Raw genomic sequence first — 19,319 nt, forward strand, 5'->3', positions numbered from 1 at the left:
CGGGAGAGCTTTTGGGTCCGTCTCCCGTAATCGGGGCATGGTCACTGTTGGCGATTCAGCCCCCGATTTCATCGCGACAGCGTTCGACGACGGCGAGGGAGTAACGCTCGAACTGTTCCGCGAGGTGCAGGCACACGACGTGACGGTGCTGTACTTCTATCCTGCAGATTTTGTCCCCGAATGCACGGCAGAGCTGACTGCCGTTCGAGACGCCGGCTGGTTCGGAGACGACAGTCTCGCCATCATCGGCCTCTCGGGAGATAGCCTCTTTAGCCACGCCGCATACACAGCCGAGTACGACCTCGACCTGCCACTCGTCTCGGACTTTCACGGGAGTGTCGCCGAGAGCTACGACCTCCTGGCCGAGCAGTGGGAGGGACACAGCCACATTCCCGGGCGTGCCGCCGTGGTCATCGGCGGTGACTGGGAGATACGCAGTATCGAACGCGAGGTTGAACCACTGGCCTGGGCGTCCCCTGCACCGGTCGAACGGGCACACGAGCACATTCGAGACATCGGTGTCGACGTGGCTCGCCCGGACGTGAGCTATGAGTAACCGACAACGCTTTTGAGGGCGCTCGCGGTAACGGAGGTATGAACTTCGAGTCGTTCGTCCTTGCGGCGAGCACCGCGAGCCTCGACGACAGCGAGGCCGCGACTCGCTACGCAGATGCACTCGAACTCCGACTCGACCTCGGCGACGAAGCGGTTGGCGCACTCGACACCGACTGCTCGTTGCCCGTTCTCGTGACGAACCGTCTCGACAGCGAAGGCGGAGATGCACCGCAAGGAAACGCCCGTCTAGAGACGCTGTGTCGAGCCATCGAACAGCCGGCCGTCGAGGCCGTCGATATCGAACTCGCGGCGGTGAGAGACGGAAGGGGGAGTCGAGTGGTCGAGCACGCTCGGGAGCACGGCGTGACTGTGGTCGTCTCGACACACGACTTCGAGGAGACGCCAGAGCGGACGCGGCTACTGGAGATACTTCGGGACGCGAGCGAGGTGGGAGATATCGCGAAGCTGGCGGTTACTGCGACTGACAGGGGAGATGCACTCGACTTGCTCGGGGCGACACACGAAGCCACCCAGGCGGGGCTGAGGGTGGCGACGATGGCGATGGGAGAGCCGGGGCGGCACACCCGCGTCGTCGCACCGCTGTACGGCTCGCGACTGGGATACGCACCGCTTTCGGCCGAGCGGGCAACCGCGCCCGGTCAGTACGACCTCGAAACCGTCCGGCGGCTGTACGAGTCCCTGAAAGGGAGCCACGTCACCCAGTCACCCTGACGCGATGGAGGAAAGAGTACATTACCCTCGGACTCGCAACGTCGAACAGTGAGCGATTCCACACACGAAACACACGCACAAAAGCGTCCGTGGCTGGCGTTGCTGTTGACAATTCTGGTCCCGGGATTGGGTCATGCATACCTGCGGCTGTGGCTCCGTTCACTCCTGTGGCTCGCACTGTACCTGACGGCAACGACATTCGTGTTGCCAGACGGCGCAACACCGGAAGAGCTGTCTGTCGACGCGTTCGTGGCGGCAAGCGAGGCGGTTCCGATAGAGGCAGCACTGGTCGTGTTAGGCGTCTCGGTCCTCTGTCTCGTCGACGTCTACATGATGACGGGCCAGATAAACAACCGCATTCGGCATGCAAACGGCGAGTTGACTGCCTGCCCAAACTGTGGCAAAGAGATAGACGACGACCTCTCGTTTTGTCACTGGTGTACGACTGAGATCGACGAGTCAGAGGCGTGAGTTACTGCTCGATGATACTTTCCTCGACAGCCTCGCCGAAGTGACGGGCGGTATCGTCGTAGTAGATTCGGACTTCGTCGCCGACATCGAGGTCTGTAACTGCTTTCCGGCCCTCAGGCGTGCTCACTTTGATTGTCTCGGCGTTCTGTAACAGCGTCTCGATGCGGTCACCATCGGAAGTTTCGGCCTGAATACGGAACATCGGCCGTTGCTCGATTTTTGCGCGTCCGACGAGCGCGTCCCGCGTGTTCCCGTCGGTGTCGGTAATCTGAACCGTATCGCCGCTGGATAGCTCGGAGAGGTAGTTCGTCTCGCCGCCGGGGGCGCGGGCGTAGGCGTGGACTGCACCCGCGTTGACCCGGAACGGCCGAGAGTCGACGTACGGCGAGTCGGCGGTCTCGGCGTGGACAAAGAAGAGTCCCCGGGACATCGAGCCCACCAGCATCCCCTCGTCGTCGTCCATGAGCGAGCCCGTATCGATGCAGACTCGGTCGGCCGAGCCGGTCTGTTCGATAGCGGTTACCTCGGCCCACGTCAGGTCGAGCTGTTCGCGGTCCATCTCCTCGGCAATTTCGACAGTCCGGCGGATCTCGTCGGGGTCGTCCGTGTCGAGCAAGACGCCCTCGGCACCTCGTTCCAGCGTCTCGAAGGCGGTCCGGGCTTCCTTGGCAGTCGTCGCACCGGCGACGAGCGTCGTCTCCTCGCCAATACGGGCAATCAGGTTCTCCAGCGGGATAATCTGCCAGTCCTCGCCGACGACGAGCGTGTACTCTGCCTCGGTCGCAATTTCCTCGGCGAAGGCCTCGTACTCCTCGTCGAGAATCCTGACGAAGCCGCCGGAGGCGGCGTTATCACCGCGACGGAGCGCAGAAAGGTCAGCCGACCCCGAGAGGTCCGGCGGGAGGTCGACAGTACCGTCACCTTCGGTGTCTTTGCCGACGAGGACGGCGTCGGCGTTTGCCTGTTGGGCCTCCGCGTCCATCACGTGAACGTCGTCTCCAGCAAAGGCAGCGACAGAGACCGCACCCAGCGAGCGCACGCGCTCGACATCGGCTTCGTCGACGACCACCCAGTCGACGCCGGCTTCAAGCCCGGCGGTGATGCGGCGTTTTCGTTGCTCCCAGTCGCCGACCGTATCGTCGGCCTTAAGCCAGACAGAGCGTGTCATGTCCGTAGGCTCGCGTGCAGGGGGCTTGAACGTGGCGGAACAGGCTACCTAGTGGCGTTCCAGGGCTTCCTGTACGACCGCACTCGGGGTCTCGTATCCCTCCAAGACCGCGAGTTCGTCTATCTCTGCCAACAGATCTCGAGAGAGTTCGATCTCAACTGCGACACGTTCGTCATCATCGTCCGGAACCATATCGGGACCGTTTGCGGAGGAACAAAATAAGTCTGCGTCGGACAGCCGGCAGACACGGGGTAGGAGCTGTTGCAGCGAACGGGGAGCTTTAGTCCACTGACGGGCTACAGAAAGCTATGCTGCTCGTCCGTGGGAGCGCTGGCGGAACGGCGTTGACCGGAACAATCTACGAAGAGGGTGAAGAGGCCCCGCAGTTCAGCGGCAGCCCCGACGCCGATGCGTCGTACGTCTGGGTCTGTGACGAGTTCTACGAGGTCGACAGCGGCGGAAGCAGCCAGGTCATCGATGGCCAGGAGAAACAGGTCGCCTTCGAGTCGCCAATGCCTCGCGGCTTCGAGTCCAGAACCCAGGCGCTGGAGACAGCACGCGAACACGTCAGAACACAGTTCGCCCGGCTCGGCGTCGAGCCGGATGCCGTCACCACCGAGGTAATCGAAGTCGAAGAGTGAGTCACTCCCCGAGAAATGCCTCGACGAGTTTCGATTCGGCCCCGTTGAGTCGCTGTGAGGTTGCCGACTCCGAGATGCCGAGTTCCGCGGCCACCTCGCCGAGGTCGGCCCGTCTGGGTGTGTCGTAGTAGCCCATCTCACGAGCGCACGCCATCGCTTCACGCTGTTTGTCGGTGACTGCAGTCACGTCTATCTCGGTCGTCGCCTGGGAGTCAGCGCCGTCGACGAGCCAGTCCACCGTGACAGTGGCTCCGACGGCTCGCAGCCCGCTGATAATCTCGCGCAACACAGTTCGCTCTGGGATGGTGACAACGACGACCATCGAGCCCGACCTAACCGCCCTTATCGACGGGATACAGTCGTATTCTTTGAATACCGGACAGATGCAGTGACCGGAGACAGGCGAAGAGAAGTACTGACGCTCGGCGTCGTCGAAGGAGAGTTCCGCATGACACTCTTCGGCGTCGTCGTCGGAGACACAGCGTTTGAGTTGCTGGGTGACCGCCGTCACGTCGGTCCCCGCGCTGGCGACGGCACAGCTCGAATCGGAATGTGGTTCGATAGCTAACTGGGCTCGCAACGCCGGCCCGCTATCCCCGGTACCGGTCTGGGAGTGGCTCTGACAGCCTGAGTGTGCCATCGTATGTTACCCTTCATATGCTTGGATTATAAATCAGCCTGCCCAGTCCTATCTTCTGAGAACATCTCTCCGAGAGAGTAAGCCGTTCCCAGCAGTTAAAAGCGCCGCTGCGGCAGTGGTTGTCAATTGCTCAACACGCTGGTGCGTTGGGTCGTTGGGTCGAGATAGATCACCAGCATCCCGGTCTCTGTCTCTGCGTGAGCGACCCAGACGCTCAGCTGGCGCTCGATGTCGATATCGGTTGCGTCGTACCCTTCCTCGTCGAGAGTCTCCTCGATGAGACGCCGTGCGTGGTCCTCCTCTTCGACGGTCACGTCCGTGTCGGGAAGCCTGACGGTGAGCACGGGGCAGCTCGCGTGGCGGACGAGGCGCTCGGTGACACTACCGACGAGGTGTCGTTTCACGCCCGACCGGCCGTGGGTGCCGGCGACGATGAGGCCGATTCCCTCGTCGTGAGCGTAGTCGAGAATCGTCTCTGCCGGCGTCCCCTCACGGATTGCCGTGTGGCAGTCGACGCCGTGTCTGTCGGCCATCCGCTCGACAGTCTCGACGGCCTGTCGGGCACGGCTGTCGAGTGACTCGGTTGCGACACCGGCGTCTGTGAGATGGCCCGTCACCGCGGCGTCGATGACGTGAAGTGTATGCAGGGTCGCCCCGTGGATTTCCGCCAACTCGATGGCGTGTAGCGCGACGTGGGCAGTACCTGTACTCCCGTCGGTCGGAACAAGAATACGGTCGTACATATTTCGAGATTCACCGGCTACCCAGAAAAATGAGCGCGGTGCTTACCAGAGAATGAGAATGAACGGACAGCCCCCTCGTTCCCGTACACTGGGAACGGAGCCGCGGTTATTTACTAGGCGTTCGGAGACTGTACAATATGTCAACTGCATCTCGCTCGGGTCAGCGTACACAGCCTCTCCGCCAGCGGTACGAGGACCTGCTGTGGTGGGTCATGGACCGTCTCAGCGTCACAGAGTCTGTCGAGCGGAAGGTGGTCGCGGCCGTGTTGCTCCAGTTCGGTGCGACTGTCGCTCTCTTCATGAGTCCGTTTGTCCTCTCTGGGATGGTATTGTATGGGTTCTCGGCTGTGGTGTTCGGCGCTGCGATTGTAGCGCTCGTAAACACTCTTCTTATTGTCCGCCAGGATTTCACCGGACCGATACTCGAACTCGACGAGGCGGCCCGGAAGATTGCTGACGGGGAACTAGATGTCACAATCGAGCAGTCGGATCAACGCGACGAGATTGGGAGCCTCACAAACGCCTTCGTCGAGATGCAGGCGTATCTGGTGACGGTCTCCGAACAGGCAGACGCCCTCGCGCGACAGGAGTTCGATGACGAGGTCCTCGACGAAGACGTGCCAGGAGCGTTTGGCGAATCGCTCGGGGAGATGGCCGACAGCCTCGAATCCTACACAGCGGAGCTAGAAGAGATGACAACAGAACTCGAGGCGCGCTCCGAACGTCTCGAAGGGCTCGTCGAGGCGTTCGGAGATGCCGCCAGACAGGCGCGGGACGGCGACCTGACGGCAACCATCGAGACCGAGAGCCTCGACGTGCGTGACGAGAACTACCGGGAACTCATCGAGGTGTACAACGAACTCATCGAGACACTCGGTGAGACCGTCCAAGAGGTCAAGGAGTTCGCCGAGGACGTGTCTGCAGAAAGCGACTCTGCGGCGGTCCAGATGGGCGAAATCGACGACGCGAGCGACCAGGTGGCGCGCTCGACACAGGAGATATCGAATGGTGCCGCCGAGCAGACCGAGGACCTCCAGACGGTCGCCGCGGAGATGAATAGGCTGTCCGCAACCGTCGAGGAGATTGCTGCCTCGGCAGACGAGGCGGCCGCGACAGCGAGTCATGCGGCCGAACAGAGCCACCAGGGACGAAAGTCCGCTGAGGTCGCAATCGAGGAGCTCGACCAGCTCGAAGCCGGTATCGGCCGGACAGCAACGGCTGTCGAGTCACTCGTCGACCAGATCGACGAAATCGACGAGATTGTCTCCTTCATCGAGGATGTCGCAGAGCAGACGAACCTGCTCGCGCTGAACGCGGGCATCGAGGCCGCACGCGCCGGCGAGGCCGGAGACGGGTTCGCCGTTGTCGCAGACGAGGTCAAGCAGTTGGCCGAGGAGACACAGGACTCTGCGGGCGATATCCAGGGGCGAATCGAGGAAGTTCAGTCGGCCTCGGCAGAGACCGTCGAAGACGTTCGGAAGATGGAACGGCAGGTGTCAGACAGCGTGGGGACAATCGAGACGACACTGAACAACTTCGAGGGCATTGTCGAGGAGGTTAACACCGTCAACACCACAGTCCAGGAGATCAGCAACGCGACAGACGACCAGGCGACGACGACACAGGAGGTCGTGAAGATGGTCGACGACGTGGCAAGCGTCAGCGAGGAGACGACAACCGAGTCAGAGAACCTGGCCGCGGTCGCCGAACAACAGACGGCGACCATCTCGGAGGCAAGTCGCCACATCCAGCAGCTCTCAGAGCAGGCGACGGACCTCCAGTCGCTGCTCAATACCTTTATCGTCAACTCGACACAGATGTCGGCAGTGCGGACAGACGGCGGGCACTCGCCTCAGCGTCGGTGACCGACCGGTTCGAGTGACCGGTCGCCGTCGTCGGCAGTGTCGAACTCGAAGCGAGCGCCGCCGGTCTCGCTTTCCGTGACAGTGACAGACCAGCCGTGTGCCTCGGCAATCCGTTCGACGATGGCAAGGCCGAACCCGCTCCCAGTCTCGCTGGTAGAGTAGCCCGACTCGAAGACATCGGTCGAGTCGGGTATTCCGGGGCCGTCGTCAGCGACAAAAAAGCCCGCGTCGGTCTGGCCGACAGTGACGGTTACGTCCTCGCGGCCGTGTTCGACTGCGTTCCGGAAGAGATTCTCGAAGATGTGCCGGACCCTATCGGGGTCTGCCTCTATCTGTGGGTCATCGCGTATCTCGAGTGTGGCCTGTGGTGTCTCGACGGTCTCCCAGCAGATCGTGGCGAGGTTATCGAGCGAGACCGATTCCTGCTCCTCGACAAGGTGGCCGTCGCGTGCAAGTGTCAGCGTGTCCTCGATAATTGTCGAGATACGCTCGTGTGCGTTTGCGATGCCGTCGAGATGCTCCCGTGGCTGGTCGGATTCACGGGCGTGTCCGAGGCGGAGCATCGCCACGTTGAGGGGGTTTCGCAGGTCGTGTGAGACGATAGAGGCGAACTCGTCGAGGCGTTCGTTTTTCCGTTCGAGCTTCCACTCGGCGCGGTGGCGTGCTATCTCGTATCCCAACCAGTTCGCCAGCGTCTTGACGGTAGACTGGAGTGTCGACAGGACAAGCTCGTCACGAGGCTGTTCACCGCCGAAACAGAGCGTCCCATACGTCGAGCCATCGACCTGGACCCGAGCACCGAGATAACACCGCAGCCCGAACCGTTCGAAGGCCGGGTCCTCGCGCCAGTCGGTCTCGGCCGCGTCGTCGATGACGAGGGGCTCTTCCTGCGCTATCGTCTTCCGGCAGTACGTGCGTTCGAGCGGGTCCTGTGCGCCGTCCTCGATTAGGTTGTGGTCGCCGCTGGCTGCGACGATGTGCTGGGTCTCGTCCTCGATGCGGGTGACGTAGGCGACCGGCAGGTCGAGGTAGCGACAGCCAATATCGAGGACAGCGTCCATCTTCTCGCCCAGTGAGAGTGACGTATCCGAGGTGACATCGTAGACAGTCGAGAGAGTCTGTGCCGACCGGTCGATCTGGGTTTCGAGCCGGCGCTGTGTGGTAACGTCGCGCTGGATGCCGACGAACTTTCTGACGATGCCGTCATCGTCTGTGACCGGCGCAATCGTCTGGTGTGCGATGTACTGCTCGCCTGATTTGCGCTCATTCGTTATCTCCTCTTCCCAGACGCGGCCGTCGAGAATCGTCCCCCACAGTTCCTCGTAGTACGACTCGTTTCGGGCCCCTGATTTGAGGATACGGGGGTTGCGTCCGACCGCAGCCTCGCGGCTGTAGCCCGTCATCTCCTCGAATGCGGGGTTGACGTACTCGATTGTCCCGTCCGTGTCCGTGATGATGACGGCGTCGGCGGCGTATTCGACGGCCGCCTCCACGCCGTCAAGTTGGTCGGTCGCGATACAGTCGCGCTCGCGACGAACAGCGTCGGTGAGTCGCTCGGGAAGGGTGGTCAGCGACGAGTCGTCGACCGGGATATAATCGGTCACGCCGGCCGCGGTGGCCCGACTCGCAATCTGTTCGGACCCCTCGACGGCCAGGAGGACAACCGGGAAGTCACACGCCTCGGCGCGGACCCGTTTGAGCAACTCGATGCCCGTCATATCTGGCAACGCATACCGGCTGAGAAGACAGTCGACGTCGCCGTCTTCGAACAGTCCCAGCCCGGATTCGCCGTCCTCGGCAGCTACGACGTCGAACGACACCGATAGCGAGGACGCGTCGAAGGCGTCGCTCACGGCGTCTGCAAGCTCCCTGCCGACGTAACCGACAGTCAAGGAATCGACGGGAGGGCTCTCGCAGGCGACGCAGCCGCCAGCCGGGACATCGACTCCATCGGCTCGTCGGTCTGAATCCATCGCTAGAAGGTTCGTCCCCAATGGCCTAAGCGCCGGGCTGTATTCTGGGGTGGTTTAAAGAGGAACGAAACAGAGCCCGCCGTTTAATATGGTCTCGGGAAGAACCTGAACTAACTGATACACCGCAGGGGGTTCGCGTCGGCTCTCAGTGTGAACCGTCAGCTATGGTCATCGAAACATCGCTTCCGTCGGCCGGCCTCGCAGTCGCGGCTATCGTTGGGTCCGGCTATTTTTTCGCGCTCATGTGGCACCGCCGACACGAGCCGACGGCTCGTCCCCTTCTCGCACTGGCAGCGACACTGTTCGGGGCAACCGTTGTCCACCTGTTTCACGTCCATCTGACGCCAACACACACGGCGCTGGCACAGCGGGTCAGCGAGGAGTTCGCCGACGTGTTCTGGATCTCGGTCGTCCTCACGGGCTACATCGCCGTGCTCGGGCTATGGACGGTGTTCGTCTTCGCGTACACCGGACGAGGGACGTGGGCGACGCGGCTGGTGGTCACAGTTGTCAGCGGACTATTCGTGCTCGAAACCGGCAGTCTGCTCCTCGTCTCGACGGGCACAGCACTGACGACCAGAGTCGTCGAGGCGATTCTCGTCGGCAGCCTCCTTCTCGCGCTGGTGCTTGCGGTCGTCGGAGTCTTTCTCGTCCTCGACGAGTCGACACGGCTCGGACCACTTCTGTTTCGGGAGGCGGCTGTGTTGTCTCTCGCTGCGGGCTCGCTGTTTGGGAGTGCCTGGCTGTTCCTCCGGTTCAATTCGCCCGCGGTGTTCACCGGGGCGGCGCTCGCGAGTAGTCTGCTGTTCGTATTCGCTATCCGGCATTACTCGATGTTCGATTCGCTCCCGCTCGCGGGTGTTCTGGGACGGGAGCGCGTGATTCGTGAGATGGCAGAGGCGATCGTCGTCGTCGGCCAAGACGGCCGGATTCAGGACATGAATCCGGCGGCGAGCGCCCTCGTTGCCGGCGACAACGGCGACCTGGTTGGCAGAGACTGGTCCGTGTTGTTCCCGCTCTCACTCGAGGAGGTGACACAGACCGACCAGCCCGTTCGCCTACGACTCGCCGAGCGCGTCATCGCAGTCAGCGCGACGGAGGTGACCGACGAGCAGGGGCGTTCGCTGGGACATCTGGTCGTCTGTCAGGATATCACCGACCGTCGCGACCGCGAGCGCCGTCTGTCCGTGCTGAACCGGTTTCTCGTCGACACGGTCACAGACCGGATGAACGGCGTCGAATCCGTCGCCGAGCACATCGACGAAAGCGAGACGCCGCCAGAGAAAGCCGATACAATCTGGACGACGACCACAGACCTCATCACACTGCTCACACACGTTCGGGAGATTGAGCGCGGGCTGGCAGCAGACGACCCACAGCAAAGTGATGTCGCCGCCGTCGCCAGGGCCGTCGCCGAGGACTGTCCCGACGATAGGCGGCCGGATGTCTCCGTCAATGGGTCACCTCCAGCGGCCGCCATCGAGCCGTCACTGCTCAAATCAGTGTTCAAACTCCTGGTAGTGGACAGTCTCGATATCTCCACGGAAGCCGTCGAGATGAGCGTCGAAACGGCTGAGGACACAATCGAGACGAGATTCGAAGCCGGTGACGCGACGGCAGACGTAGTCGACGAGACGGCACTCGAACTCGGACGCCTGACCGTCGAGGCGGCCGGTGGCACCCTCGCAACCTGCGACACCTCGCCGACGGACGCGCTTGTCACGGTACGGCTGCCAGCGGCTGACGAGTCCGGAGACGACACCACGGCGACCGTGGAGCCAGCGACGAAACGGATGGAGGGAGAGCCGTCGTGACCACAGCTCTTCTCGGACTCACAGTACTCGCCGCAGCTCTCCACCTCTGGGCCGGTGCTCACGCCCTGCGCCGGCAGAGTCGACCGGGTGCGGCTCCCTTCGGATTGCTGGGGATTGTCCTGGCAGGCTCTATCGGGCTGACAACCGCGGAGGTTGTCTTGGACTGGGGCGTCTCGGTCAGCGCGGGTCTGGTGGTTGCGACACTCCTCTTTACCGGGTTCGTCCTGGAGTACACCGGCAGGGGACCTGCGATGACCCGGTTGCGTCTCGCGGGGCTGCTCGGATTCGGACTGTTCGTCAGTGGCGTCCAGATACTGCTTCTGAACCGATTCGCGCTCGATTCGCCGTATCTGTTGGTCGTGTCGGCGCTGAATCTCGTCGTGCTGTCGCTTGGGCTATTCGGCGTGTTCCTCGTGGTTCGGGCAGGCGTCACGTACGACGACCTCCCGTTGGGGCGGGCGCTGGTGCTTACTGGTATCGGCGGCGTGCTAGTGAGCATTTGGGTTATCGGGGCCGTCTTCGCCGAGCAACTGGAGCTGACACAGCTTGTCAGCTGGCTGATTCTCGGACTGCTCGGTCTCGACGGAGCGTTGAGCATCCTCGCCGAATACCGGTACGACCTGTTCGAGACCGAGCCGAGTGCGGGCTATCTGGCTCGTGACAGCGTGTTCGACGAGATGACCGAGGCGGTCGTCGTCGCCGACCGTAGAGGACACCTCCTCGACAGCAACCAGACGGCAAACAACGCGTTCGGCATCGACCGGTCGGCGCTGGGTCGTCCCATCTCCGGGACGCTTGGCCTCGCGCTTGCGGACAGAGACGGCGGCCCTGTGAGTATCGAAACGCGAGACGGTCGCCGCGAGTATGAGCTCAGGGAGTCGCCCATCAGAGACAGCACCGACCGGAATGTGGGGATGGTGTATCTACTCCGTGACGTGACGAACCAGCAGACACACGAGCAACAGCTTGCGGTCCTCAACCGCGTCCTCAGACACAACCTGCGCAACAGCTTTGACTCGATTCGCGGGTTCGCAGAGGCGATTCGAGACGAAGACATGTCACCGACAGCCACAACCGAACACGGCGAACGCATCCGCCAGACGGCCAGTGATATCAGCGAACTCGGCGAGAAGGTCTCGCGGGCCGAGGAGTTACTGGAGTGGGAGCAACTCGACCGGGAGCACGTCGACCTCGGTTCGCTCGCCGCTTCACTCGCCGAGACCGTCTCCACAGAGTACCCCGAAGGGACCGTCGAGTTCGCCGAGCCTGCGACGCCTGTGTCGGTCCGAACGAACCGAGAGGTGTTTCGGGCGGTCCTCGAAGAACTCCTCGACAACGGGCTGAAACACAACCGCGGAGCCGAGCCGACGGTTCGTATCGAACTGGCATCACACCCAGAGGAGGTGGCCGTCACTATCTGCGATAACGGGTCGGGCATCCCCGAACACGAGCAGGCTGTCCTGTTGGACGGAGAGGAGACGCCGCTGCGCCACGGGACCGGTGTCGGACTGTGGTTCGTCTACTGGGGCGTCCGTCGCTTGGGCGGAACGATAGCCTTCGCCGAGAATGACTCCAGCGGAAGCACAGTTACCGTGACGATTCCGCGCGTCGAATCGACCGACAGCGGTGCCGAGACTGGCATTTAAATATCATGGTACCGTAGATCAGAGTAAGTGACAGAGAGAGAAACACCGCAAGAACAGGCTGTGGTTGGAAAGCGGATTCGGTCAGGCGAACCAGAGGCTGACGAAATCCACGACCTCGCACAGGCGGCCGGCTATCGCGTGACCGAAACGGTCACACAGATCCGGAAAGAAGACCCCGCCTACCACTTCGGTGAGGGGAAAGTCGAAGAGATTGCGGCGACCGTCGCAGCGACGGACGCAACGGCAGTCATCATCGACAACGAACTCGGCCCCTACCAGACGTACAACGTGGGCAACAAACTTCCCGAGGGCGTGCGCGTCATCGACAGATTCCGTCTCATTCTGGAAATTTTTGGCCAGCGCGCACAGACCCGGAAGGCCCAGCTCCAGGTCGAACTCGCGGAGCTGCGCTACGAACTCCCGCGCGCAGAGGCCAAAGCGAGTCTTGCCAAGCGCGACGAACGCCCCGGTTTCATGGGCCTTGGCGAATACGACGAGAGCCGCGAGCGCGATATCAAGGCTCGCATCTCCCGCATCCGTGACGAGCTCGAACAGATCGAACACGACGACGAGCACCGCCGCGAACAGCGTCGCGAGTCCGGCTTCGACCTGGTGGCGCTGGCGGGCTACACGAACGCCGGGAAGTCGACGTTGTTGCGCCAGCTGGCGGCCGATCTTGATGTCGACGAAAACGAGGATATCCACCCCGACCTGGACTCGACGGCAGAGTCGGAAGACCGCCTGTTCACCACACTCGGGACGACGACACGCAAAGGCGACATCGACCGTCGGGACGTGCTTGTGACCGATACGGTAGGATTCATCTCTGACCTGCCACACTGGCTGGTCGAATCGTTCAAGTCAACACTCGATGCGGTCTATCGTGCGGACCTCGTCTTGCTCGTGGTCGACGTGAGCGAGCCGATGGAGGAGATACGCGAGAAGGTCGTCACCAGTCACGACACGCTGTACGAGCGCAACGAGGCCCCAATTGTCACGGTTTTGAACAAGTGTGACGCCGTCGACGACGAGGAGATTACCCGGAAGAAAGAAGGGCTATCGGCGCTTGCCCCGAACCCGGTCGTCATCAGCGCGAAGACCAGTCGTCACATCGACCAGCTCTGGGAGCGTGTCCACAACGAGTTGCCCGATTACAAGCACGAGCGACTGGTCATGCCGATAACAGAGGGCACGATGAGTGTCGTCTCCTGGATCCACGACAACGCATACGTCCAGACCGTCGAGTACGGCGACCACGCCGACGAGGTGACCGTCGAGTTCGAGGCCCGCCCACAGGTGGTCGAACAGGTCCACTCGAAGGCCAACGAGCTCGTCGAGACCAGCCCGTCGGCCTAACTACTCCATCGCCTGTGGAATCGCATCGAGCAGGTCCGTTGCCACGAGTCCGTTTCCGTACGTCTCTGCGGCGATATCACCGGCACGGCCAGTGACGAACGCCCCGACTCCGGCGGCCTCGAACGGGTCAAGCGTGGCCGCGAGCGCGCCGGTGACGCCGGCGAGCACGTCGCCGGTTCCGCCGACTGTCATCCCGGGGTTGCCGGTCCGACTCACCCTGCTCCGGTCAGCATCGGCGACAATATCGTAGTTGCCCTTGACGAGCAGCGTGTGATTGAGGTCAGCAGCGAACTCAGCGACGAGGTCGCGCCGTTCTCGCCAGTCCTCGGCCGTTTTCCCGCCCATCGCCGTGAGTTCGCCCTGATGGGGCGTACAGATGAGGTCGGCTTCCGTCTCGACTTCGGGGACGATTTTCAGCGGGTCAGCGTCGACGACCGCGGTCCCATCGTAGGATTCGATGATGGCTCTCGCGGCTTCGAGCGTCTCCTCGTCGTCACCAAGGCCTGGGCCGATGACCAGCGTGTCGTGCTCGCGGGCGTACTCCATGACGGGGCCGACATGGCCGGGTTCGAGCCGGCGCCCCTGCATCGGATAGAGGATGAGGTTCTCGCTGTACCCCTGGACCTCGTGGGCGACCGAGGTCGGACAGGTGACCTTGACGAGGTCTGCCCCCGCCCGAAGGACAGCCTGTGCAGCGAGTGCCGGCGCGCCGGTGTAGGGGCCGCCACCGATGACGAGTACCTCGCCGTGGTCGCCCTTGTGGCTCTCGGCCGCTCGGGAGAGGCGCAGCAGGTCACCGCGCTCGACGAACGTCTCCGCCGTGGCGGGGATACCGATGTCTGCGACGCGGACAGGAATATCGAGCTCTGTGAGGCCGGGTTTCGTGTCGTGGAAGGTGATAATGTGGTCGGGCTCGACAGCAGAAGGCGCGGTCGTCCCGGTCTCTGCGTCGAATCCAGAGGGGACATCGACAGAGATAATCGGCGCATCGGCCGCGTTCATCGCGGCGGCGGCAGTCGCCGCGGGCTCTCGAAGGTCGCCGCTGATGCCGGTCCCGAGCATCGCGTCGACTAACACGTCGGCGTCTCCGAGGTCTATCGCCGTCGAGTCCCGGAGCTCTCTGGTGTCGTACTCGGCGGCGAGCAGCGCCTCCCAGTTCTCTCGTGCAATCGCTGTCGTGAGTGTCTCCGCACGCCCGAGCAGGCGGACCCGCACGTCGAACTCGTCGAGAAACCGGGCCGCGACGAAGGCGTCCCCGCCGTTGTTCCCCCTCCCGGCGACGATGACGACCGTCTCCCCGGGTTCAGCTACCTCGCGGACGGTCTCGGCGACTGCGTTGCCACTTGACTCCATAAGCTGCTTGCGAGGCACCCCCAGCGCCTCGGCGTTCGCGTCGACGACCGCCATCTCGGAACCTGTAATCATACCCCAAGGTTCGACTGGCTTCCTGATAACTGTCTGGGGAATCGGCAATCAACCAACGACCAGTTAGGCCCCGGGCACACCGAGTGCATCGAGGTCGCCGACGCCGACGACAGCAAGAACGACCAACGCGAAGACAGCCCCGAGCCACGCCCCGAGCGCGAGGACGCTCGCACGAATCCAGCCAACCTCGTACCGCGAGCGGATGACCCAGGTCCAGACGAGGAAGGCGACGACAGAGGAGAGTGCGCCGCCAATGCCGATCCGGCTGAACAGGATCTCCACGAGCCCCCAGGCTAGCGCGCCGAACAACGCGGTGACCACCGAGTACGAGAACTCCCGTGATTTCAGAGCGAGCTTGGAGCCGACATGGATGCCGAAGCCACCCACGAGCAGGCTGACCGCGAACACGAGCAGCGACGTTTCTGGAGCGGTTGTCATAAGTTCACGTCACACGCAGCGAATGTAACCGTTTGGCCGATTCACGCTCAGGCGGGCTCTTCGTCTGAGTCCCGAAGAACGCTCGCCCCGGGCAGCAGTCCGGCGATTTTTGTCACCCAGCCCAGTTTGAACAGTCCAAACTGTGCGAGCACACCGAGTGCGAACAGTCCCAGAAACAGCGGCTCGGTGGCGTCGAAAACAATTGGGTCGAGTGTTGGGAACTCGTCTGCGGCGTTGGTAATCCCGTCGGCCGTAATCGACTGGGACGCCAGGGCTGCGCCGATAAAGGACGTGATAATGACCAGCGTCGTCCGGGTGAGCAACATCCCCAGAAACGCCAGCGCGACCCCGGTTCCGAGACCGACACCGACGGTCATCACGAGGGAGTCAGTTCCCACGACGGGGTCGATAGCGACGACGCCGAGGTAAGTCCCCACGGCAAATCCCATCGCAGCGATTGCCATCGACAGCAGGACGTAGGTGATACCAACACCGACGAGTGCACCTACACCCACAGCGACGGCGACCCCAGCAGGGCCCTCGACGCTGGCTGCACTGGCAATTGTCGGCGCGACCAGATACCCGCCGCCGCCGCCAAGCACAGCGCCGAGCAGTCCTGCACCGTACACCGAAAGCGCCGCACCAGCGAATAACAGTACAGCGCCGGCAGCGACCATCCCAATTGCGAGAGCGTCAACCATGTTGGCTACGTTCTCCGTGGGTTATCAAAACCTTTGGGGCAACGCGACGCCACATTCAGAGTTCGCGGGCGACGCCCCGTTCGAGGAGGATATCCGCGTTTCCGGCGGGTAACGAGACCACGTCGTCAGCTTCGAGGTCGTAATCGCGGTCATCGAACCCGAGGAAGGTATCTACGTCGTCGAGAATCTGGACGCGCTGGCGTTCGATATCGGGCACGGCCTGTGGGGCCTCTGGCGTCTGCGTCGCGGTCCCGCCGTCGTTGCGGACGGGCGGGTCGACGGGCTCTGCCGACGGCGGGACTGCCTCGTCGGCCGGCGAGGGCGGCTCCGGCTGTGGGTCGCCCTTGCCTGTCGCCTCGGACTGTGTCGAATCCGGTACCGGGGACGGCCCGTCTCCGCCCATCACGTCGGCGGCTGTTACGCCCTCGGAGTTGTCGTTCTCGTCCCACCCTCCCGGTGTCTCGGCCGTCTCCGGGGGTACGCTGTCACCAGATGCCGGCGAAGCGGACGAGGACTCGGCCTGTGTCGTGTCGGTTGGTTGTGACGGCTCCTCGCCGTCGAGAAGCGCCAGCACACGCTCGCGGTTGTCCTTGATGTTACCGACGAGGTCGTCGAACAGCGTCTGCTCCTCGGCTGTCATCCCGTCGGACTCGGCCGGCAGGTCGGCCGCGGCAAAAGAGGCGGCCTTGACGATTTTGCCGACCCGTTTCTCGTAAATCGCTTCGACGGTCTGCTCGGCAGTGTTAATCTCGTCGGTCAGTTGGCGGACTTCCGGCGAGTCGAACGGGTCCTCCGCGCGGTCGACCGCTCGGTCGCGCTCTGTGTGAAGCTGCTGGATGAACGAGCCCGCATCGGCGTAAAACGACTCGCGCAGCTGCTGGAGCTTGTCGGTCTGTCGCTCGCGGTCACGCACCGACTGCAGTTCGTTCAGGTCCATGGTATCACAGTTTCGTCTGTCACTCTCTGCCCTTCTCGGCGCGTCCCCGCGTCATCAGGAACACGCCGACGTACTCTGGAACGGAGTGAACGCCCTCCTCCAGTGTAAAACTATCGCCACCGAGTCGAACAGTCCCGGGCGCTGTCACGTCGACGGTGATGTCGTGGCCGGTGAACGTCTCGGGAACAGCGTCAACGAGTGGGTCGAACTCGTCGAGGTCGTCGGCCGAAATCGGGCGGACGACGAGCCCGCTCCCGCCGTGGAGACTTCCGGGCAGGCGAATCAGCCGGTTCGTGTCCGTCGAGACCGGCTCGTCAATCTGTGCGTTCTGGTCGGCGACGACGGCCGGAGCGAACTGCTCGGCGAGGTTCTCGAAGACGTTGTGTGCAGAGAGATTCCCCTCCTCTATCTCGACAAAGCGGTTCTGTGCGAACCGGTAGGCAGTTTCGGCCTTCTTCTGGCCGACTCCCTCGTACTCCTGGAGGGTCTCGACGGCCTCGGTCTGGTCCATCTCACGGACCTCACGCATCACCGAGAGCAGTTCCTGGTGGACGCGTCTCCCCCAGCCGGCGTCAGTCGGCAGATAGCGGTTGTTCGCCGGGCTCTCCCGTCCGACGGAGCCGGCGACAGTCTGTTCGTCGACGAGGGCGTCGAACTCCAGGCCGATGCCGCGGACGTAGTCGACGATTTCGCGACGCGAGTCGCTGTCGAGTTCTTGAACGTTGTCGTCGTGGACGTGGACGTGGTATCCACGGCTCCCAGAAAAGACAATTTCGAGCTTCTCGAAGGCGAAATCCTCACGGAGAAATTCGAGCAGCCGATACAGTGCATCTTTGCAGGCGGCAAGCATCTCGCCGTAGCTGTCGTCTGGCGTCGTCCCCGGCAGGTGGTCGGCATCAAGGTCGAAGATGAGGTTCGAAGACTGCCATTCCTTCCCGTCCATCGTCTTCTCGCTTGGGTCGTTGTACAGTCCGGCCGAGAAGTAGATATGTCGGGGACGCTCGCGGGCGAGGAAGTCATCGAGGTCGCCCAAATCGAGCAGTGAGTTGTGACGGACGTACGTCTCACCGGGCCCCTCTGTCCAGGGAACATAGCCCCACTCACGTGCGTGAGCATCAGGCGGCTGGTCGACGGCTCCACCCCGGTAGTAGTCGCCGAACCGACCGCGCAGATACGCCAGCGTCCGCTCGTTCACGTCGATTTATTCTGGCAGCGATGCAATAGGGCTTGCCATCTGTCCGGTAGTGGTTGGGTAATTAACCCGAGGAACCATACTTCCGTGGCGTGTCATCGATATGCATGACTGAGGAAACCCCAGAGCTACACGCCCCGGAGTTGACACGCGATGACCTGCTGGTCGTCGAGGACGAACGGTTTGGGACCGAATCGGTCGCACTTGTCACCGGCGCAGCGTCCGGAATCGGGCGAGCAACGGCGGTCGCGCTTGCGGTCAACGGGCTGACAGTCGTCGGTGCCGACATCGACGAGACAGGACTCGATGAGACGGCAGAAATCGCGGCCGACCTGGGCGCCACAGGTCGCGTACTCGGCGTCGAGACGGACCTGACCGAGGAAGGCGATATCAGCGCTGTCGTCGAGGCGGCCGCTGAAGAGGGGAGCCTCAGGTACGTGGCCAACATCGCTGGCCTCCAGCATATCGACCCGATTACCGAGTTTCCGACTACGCGGTACGACCAGTTACAGGACGTGATGGTTCGGGCCCCCTTCCTGACCGCCAGGGAAGCCATGCCACACATCGAGGCGACCGACGACGGCATCGGCGCAATCGCGAACATGTCCTCGGTCCACGGCCGCTACGCCACGGAGCGCAAGCCGGCGTACATCGTCGCCAAACACGCACTCAACGGACTCACGCGGTCGATTGCCGCCGAAGGTGGCGGCACGCTACGGAGTTTCTCTATCTCGGCGGGCTATGTCATGACCCCGCTCATGGTCAATCAGATAACAGAGACCGCCCAACAGCGCGGCATCTCCGAGCGGGAGGTCATCGAGGATGTTATGCTGGGACAGGCCCGCACGACGGAGATGATGACGCCGGGAGAGGTTGCAAATCTATTCACCTTCGGGTTCTCACGACACGGCAAACATCTCAACGGCGGCGACCTGCTCTGGGACGGTGGGTTCACCACCACCTACGAATGAGGAAGTCGGGAGTCCCTGGGCAGAGCATAATTATCAATAGCAAGTAAAATG

The 19,319-nt window shown here is 62.7% G+C and carries 19 protein-coding genes; 9 read left to right on the forward strand and 10 right to left on the reverse strand.

Translation table 11 applies throughout. The features are described 5' to 3' along the window. Positions 1-37: 37 nt before the first annotated feature. Genes OSC37_RS03250 through OSC37_RS03260 form a run of 3 tightly spaced genes read left to right on the forward strand, consistent with a single transcriptional unit; the run spans position 38 to position 1,758 of the window. A complete protein-coding gene (locus tag OSC37_RS03250) occupies positions 38-556 on the forward strand; it encodes a redoxin domain-containing protein (RefSeq protein WP_267163171.1) in 519 nt (172 codons plus the stop codon). 38 nt (positions 557-594) lie between these two features. Further along, positions 595-1,287: a type I 3-dehydroquinate dehydratase gene (locus OSC37_RS03255; protein ID WP_267163172.1), complete on the forward strand. Its 693-nt coding sequence runs from the start codon at positions 595-597 to the stop codon at positions 1,285-1,287. A 48-nt stretch (positions 1,288-1,335) separates the two neighbouring features. Beyond that, complete coding sequence (locus OSC37_RS03260) at positions 1,336-1,758, forward strand: zinc ribbon domain-containing protein (protein ID WP_267163173.1); 423 nt, start codon at positions 1,336-1,338, stop codon at positions 1,756-1,758. 1 nt (position 1,759) lies between these two features. On the opposite strand, the gene OSC37_RS03265 is transcribed toward OSC37_RS03260, so the two are convergent. Together OSC37_RS03265 and OSC37_RS03270 are read right to left on the reverse strand one after the other, a co-directional pair. Then, positions 1,760-2,926: a 3-dehydroquinate synthase II gene (locus tag OSC37_RS03265; protein ID WP_267163174.1), complete on the reverse strand. Its 1,167-nt coding sequence runs from the start codon at positions 2,924-2,926 to the stop codon at positions 1,760-1,762. A gap of 48 nt (positions 2,927-2,974) precedes the next feature. Then, entirely contained in the window at positions 2,975-3,118 is a 144-nt protein-coding gene (locus tag OSC37_RS03270; RefSeq protein ID WP_267163175.1) for a hypothetical protein, read from the reverse strand. Between the two features lie 116 nt (positions 3,119-3,234). Here OSC37_RS03270 and OSC37_RS03275 point away from each other — a divergent pair, with 116 nt between their 5' ends. Next, a complete protein-coding gene (locus OSC37_RS03275) occupies positions 3,235-3,567 on the forward strand; it encodes a DUF7113 family protein (protein WP_267163176.1) in 333 nt (110 codons plus the stop codon). 1 nt (position 3,568) lies between these two features. Here OSC37_RS03275 and OSC37_RS03280 read toward each other — a convergent pair whose 3' ends face one another. Both OSC37_RS03280 and OSC37_RS03285 read right to left on the reverse strand, forming a co-directional pair. Beyond that, entirely contained in the window at positions 3,569-4,207 is a 639-nt protein-coding gene (locus tag OSC37_RS03280) for a helix-turn-helix domain-containing protein (protein WP_267163177.1), read from the reverse strand. Between the two features lie 122 nt (positions 4,208-4,329). Then, positions 4,330-4,950, reverse strand: a complete 621-nt coding sequence (locus tag OSC37_RS03285; RefSeq protein ID WP_267163178.1) for a universal stress protein — start codon at positions 4,948-4,950, stop codon at positions 4,330-4,332. Positions 4,951-5,162: 212 nt separating this feature from the next. Between OSC37_RS03285 and OSC37_RS03290 the strand changes: the two genes are divergently transcribed. After that, on the forward strand, positions 5,163-6,815 hold the full coding sequence (locus OSC37_RS03290) for a methyl-accepting chemotaxis protein (RefSeq protein WP_438267598.1): 1,653 nt from the start codon (positions 5,163-5,165) through the stop codon (positions 6,813-6,815). Here the strand turns inward: OSC37_RS03290 and OSC37_RS03295 are convergent. After that, the gene (locus OSC37_RS03295) at positions 6,803-8,788 is read right to left on the reverse strand and encodes a receiver/sensor box histidine kinase (protein ID WP_267163180.1); all 1,986 of its coding nucleotides are present in this window, start codon (positions 8,786-8,788) and stop codon (positions 6,803-6,805) included. The two genes, OSC37_RS03290 and OSC37_RS03295, sit on opposite strands and share 13 nt — an antisense overlap. 164 nt (positions 8,789-8,952) lie before the next feature. On the opposite strand from OSC37_RS03295, the gene OSC37_RS03300 reads away from it, so the two are divergent. Genes OSC37_RS03300 through hflX form a run of 3 tightly spaced genes read left to right on the forward strand, consistent with a single transcriptional unit; the run spans position 8,953 to position 13,604 of the window. Further along, positions 8,953-10,602, forward strand: a complete 1,650-nt coding sequence (locus OSC37_RS03300; RefSeq protein ID WP_267163181.1) for a PAS domain-containing protein — start codon at positions 8,953-8,955, stop codon at positions 10,600-10,602. Beyond that, positions 10,599-12,248, forward strand: a complete 1,650-nt coding sequence (locus OSC37_RS03305) for a sensor histidine kinase (protein WP_267163182.1) — start codon at positions 10,599-10,601, stop codon at positions 12,246-12,248. The genes OSC37_RS03300 and OSC37_RS03305 overlap by 4 nt, the downstream gene beginning before the upstream one ends. 27 nt (positions 12,249-12,275) lie before the next feature. Then, positions 12,276-13,604: a GTPase HflX gene (hflX, locus tag OSC37_RS03310; RefSeq protein ID WP_267163183.1), complete on the forward strand. Its 1,329-nt coding sequence runs from the start codon at positions 12,276-12,278 to the stop codon at positions 13,602-13,604. On the opposite strand, the gene OSC37_RS03315 is transcribed toward hflX, so the two are convergent. The 5 genes from OSC37_RS03315 to priS form a co-directional block, all read right to left on the reverse strand. Beyond that, the gene (locus tag OSC37_RS03315) at positions 13,605-15,029 is read right to left on the reverse strand and encodes an NAD(P)H-hydrate dehydratase (RefSeq protein ID WP_267163184.1); all 1,425 of its coding nucleotides are present in this window, start codon (positions 15,027-15,029) and stop codon (positions 13,605-13,607) included. It abuts the gene before it with no gap. 63 nt (positions 15,030-15,092) lie between these two features. Then, positions 15,093-15,467, reverse strand: a complete 375-nt coding sequence (locus OSC37_RS03320) for a hypothetical protein (protein ID WP_267163185.1) — start codon at positions 15,465-15,467, stop codon at positions 15,093-15,095. 47 nt (positions 15,468-15,514) lie between these two features. Further along, positions 15,515-16,168 carry a hypothetical protein gene (locus tag OSC37_RS03325; protein ID WP_267163186.1) on the reverse strand — a complete coding sequence of 218 codons (654 nt, stop codon included), beginning with the start codon at positions 16,166-16,168 and terminating at the stop codon, positions 15,515-15,517. 55 nt (positions 16,169-16,223) lie between these two features. Further along, complete coding sequence (locus tag OSC37_RS03330) at positions 16,224-17,105, reverse strand: hypothetical protein (RefSeq protein ID WP_267163187.1); 882 nt, start codon at positions 17,103-17,105, stop codon at positions 16,224-16,226. A 19-nt stretch (positions 17,106-17,124) separates the two neighbouring features. After that, positions 17,125-18,300, reverse strand: a complete 1,176-nt coding sequence (priS, locus tag OSC37_RS03335; RefSeq protein ID WP_267163188.1) for a DNA primase small subunit PriS — start codon at positions 18,298-18,300, stop codon at positions 17,125-17,127. Positions 18,301-18,404: 104 nt separating this feature from the next. Between priS and OSC37_RS03340 the strand changes: the two genes are divergently transcribed. After that, complete coding sequence (locus OSC37_RS03340; RefSeq protein WP_267163189.1) at positions 18,405-19,268, forward strand: SDR family oxidoreductase; 864 nt, start codon at positions 18,405-18,407, stop codon at positions 19,266-19,268. Positions 19,269-19,319: the final 51 nt, after the last annotated feature.

Origin of the sequence: Halovenus salina, assembly GCF_026410925.1 — an archaeon.
Classification (GTDB): Archaea; Halobacteriota; Halobacteria; order Halobacteriales; family Haloarculaceae; genus Halovenus; species Halovenus salina.

What these genes read in the sequence shown, in the direction of transcription:
- OSC37_RS03320 (WP_267163185.1), bottom strand. Translation starts at nt 15,467, where the DNA reads ATGACAACCGCTCCAGAAACGTCGCTGCTCGTGTTCGCGGTCAGCCTG.
- OSC37_RS03330 (WP_267163187.1), bottom strand. Translation starts at nt 17,105, where the DNA reads ATGGACCTGAACGAACTGCAGTCGGTGCGTGACCGCGAGCGACAGACC.
- OSC37_RS03285 (WP_267163178.1), bottom strand. Translation starts at nt 4,950, where the DNA reads ATGTACGACCGTATTCTTGTTCCGACCGACGGGAGTACAGGTACTGCC.
- OSC37_RS03325 (WP_267163186.1), bottom strand. Translation starts at nt 16,168, where the DNA reads ATGGTTGACGCTCTCGCAATTGGGATGGTCGCTGCCGGCGCTGTACTG.
- OSC37_RS03250 (WP_267163171.1), top strand. Translation starts at nt 38, where the DNA reads ATGGTCACTGTTGGCGATTCAGCCCCCGATTTCATCGCGACAGCGTTC.
- OSC37_RS03280 (WP_267163177.1), bottom strand. Translation starts at nt 4,207, where the DNA reads ATGGCACACTCAGGCTGTCAGAGCCACTCCCAGACCGGTACCGGGGAT.
- OSC37_RS03295 (WP_267163180.1), bottom strand. Translation starts at nt 8,788, where the DNA reads ATGGATTCAGACCGACGAGCCGATGGAGTCGATGTCCCGGCTGGCGGC.
- OSC37_RS03265 (WP_267163174.1), bottom strand. Translation starts at nt 2,926, where the DNA reads ATGACACGCTCTGTCTGGCTTAAGGCCGACGATACGGTCGGCGACTGG.
- OSC37_RS03270 (WP_267163175.1), bottom strand. Translation starts at nt 3,118, where the DNA reads ATGGTTCCGGACGATGATGACGAACGTGTCGCAGTTGAGATCGAACTC.
- OSC37_RS03315 (WP_267163184.1), bottom strand. Translation starts at nt 15,029, where the DNA reads ATGATTACAGGTTCCGAGATGGCGGTCGTCGACGCGAACGCCGAGGCG.
- OSC37_RS03255 (WP_267163172.1), top strand. Translation starts at nt 595, where the DNA reads ATGAACTTCGAGTCGTTCGTCCTTGCGGCGAGCACCGCGAGCCTCGAC.
- OSC37_RS03300 (WP_267163181.1), top strand. Translation starts at nt 8,953, where the DNA reads ATGGTCATCGAAACATCGCTTCCGTCGGCCGGCCTCGCAGTCGCGGCT.
- OSC37_RS03275 (WP_267163176.1), top strand. Translation starts at nt 3,235, where the DNA reads ATGCTGCTCGTCCGTGGGAGCGCTGGCGGAACGGCGTTGACCGGAACA.
- OSC37_RS03290 (WP_438267598.1), top strand. Translation starts at nt 5,163, where the DNA reads ATGGACCGTCTCAGCGTCACAGAGTCTGTCGAGCGGAAGGTGGTCGCG.
- OSC37_RS03340 (WP_267163189.1), top strand. Translation starts at nt 18,405, where the DNA reads ATGACTGAGGAAACCCCAGAGCTACACGCCCCGGAGTTGACACGCGAT.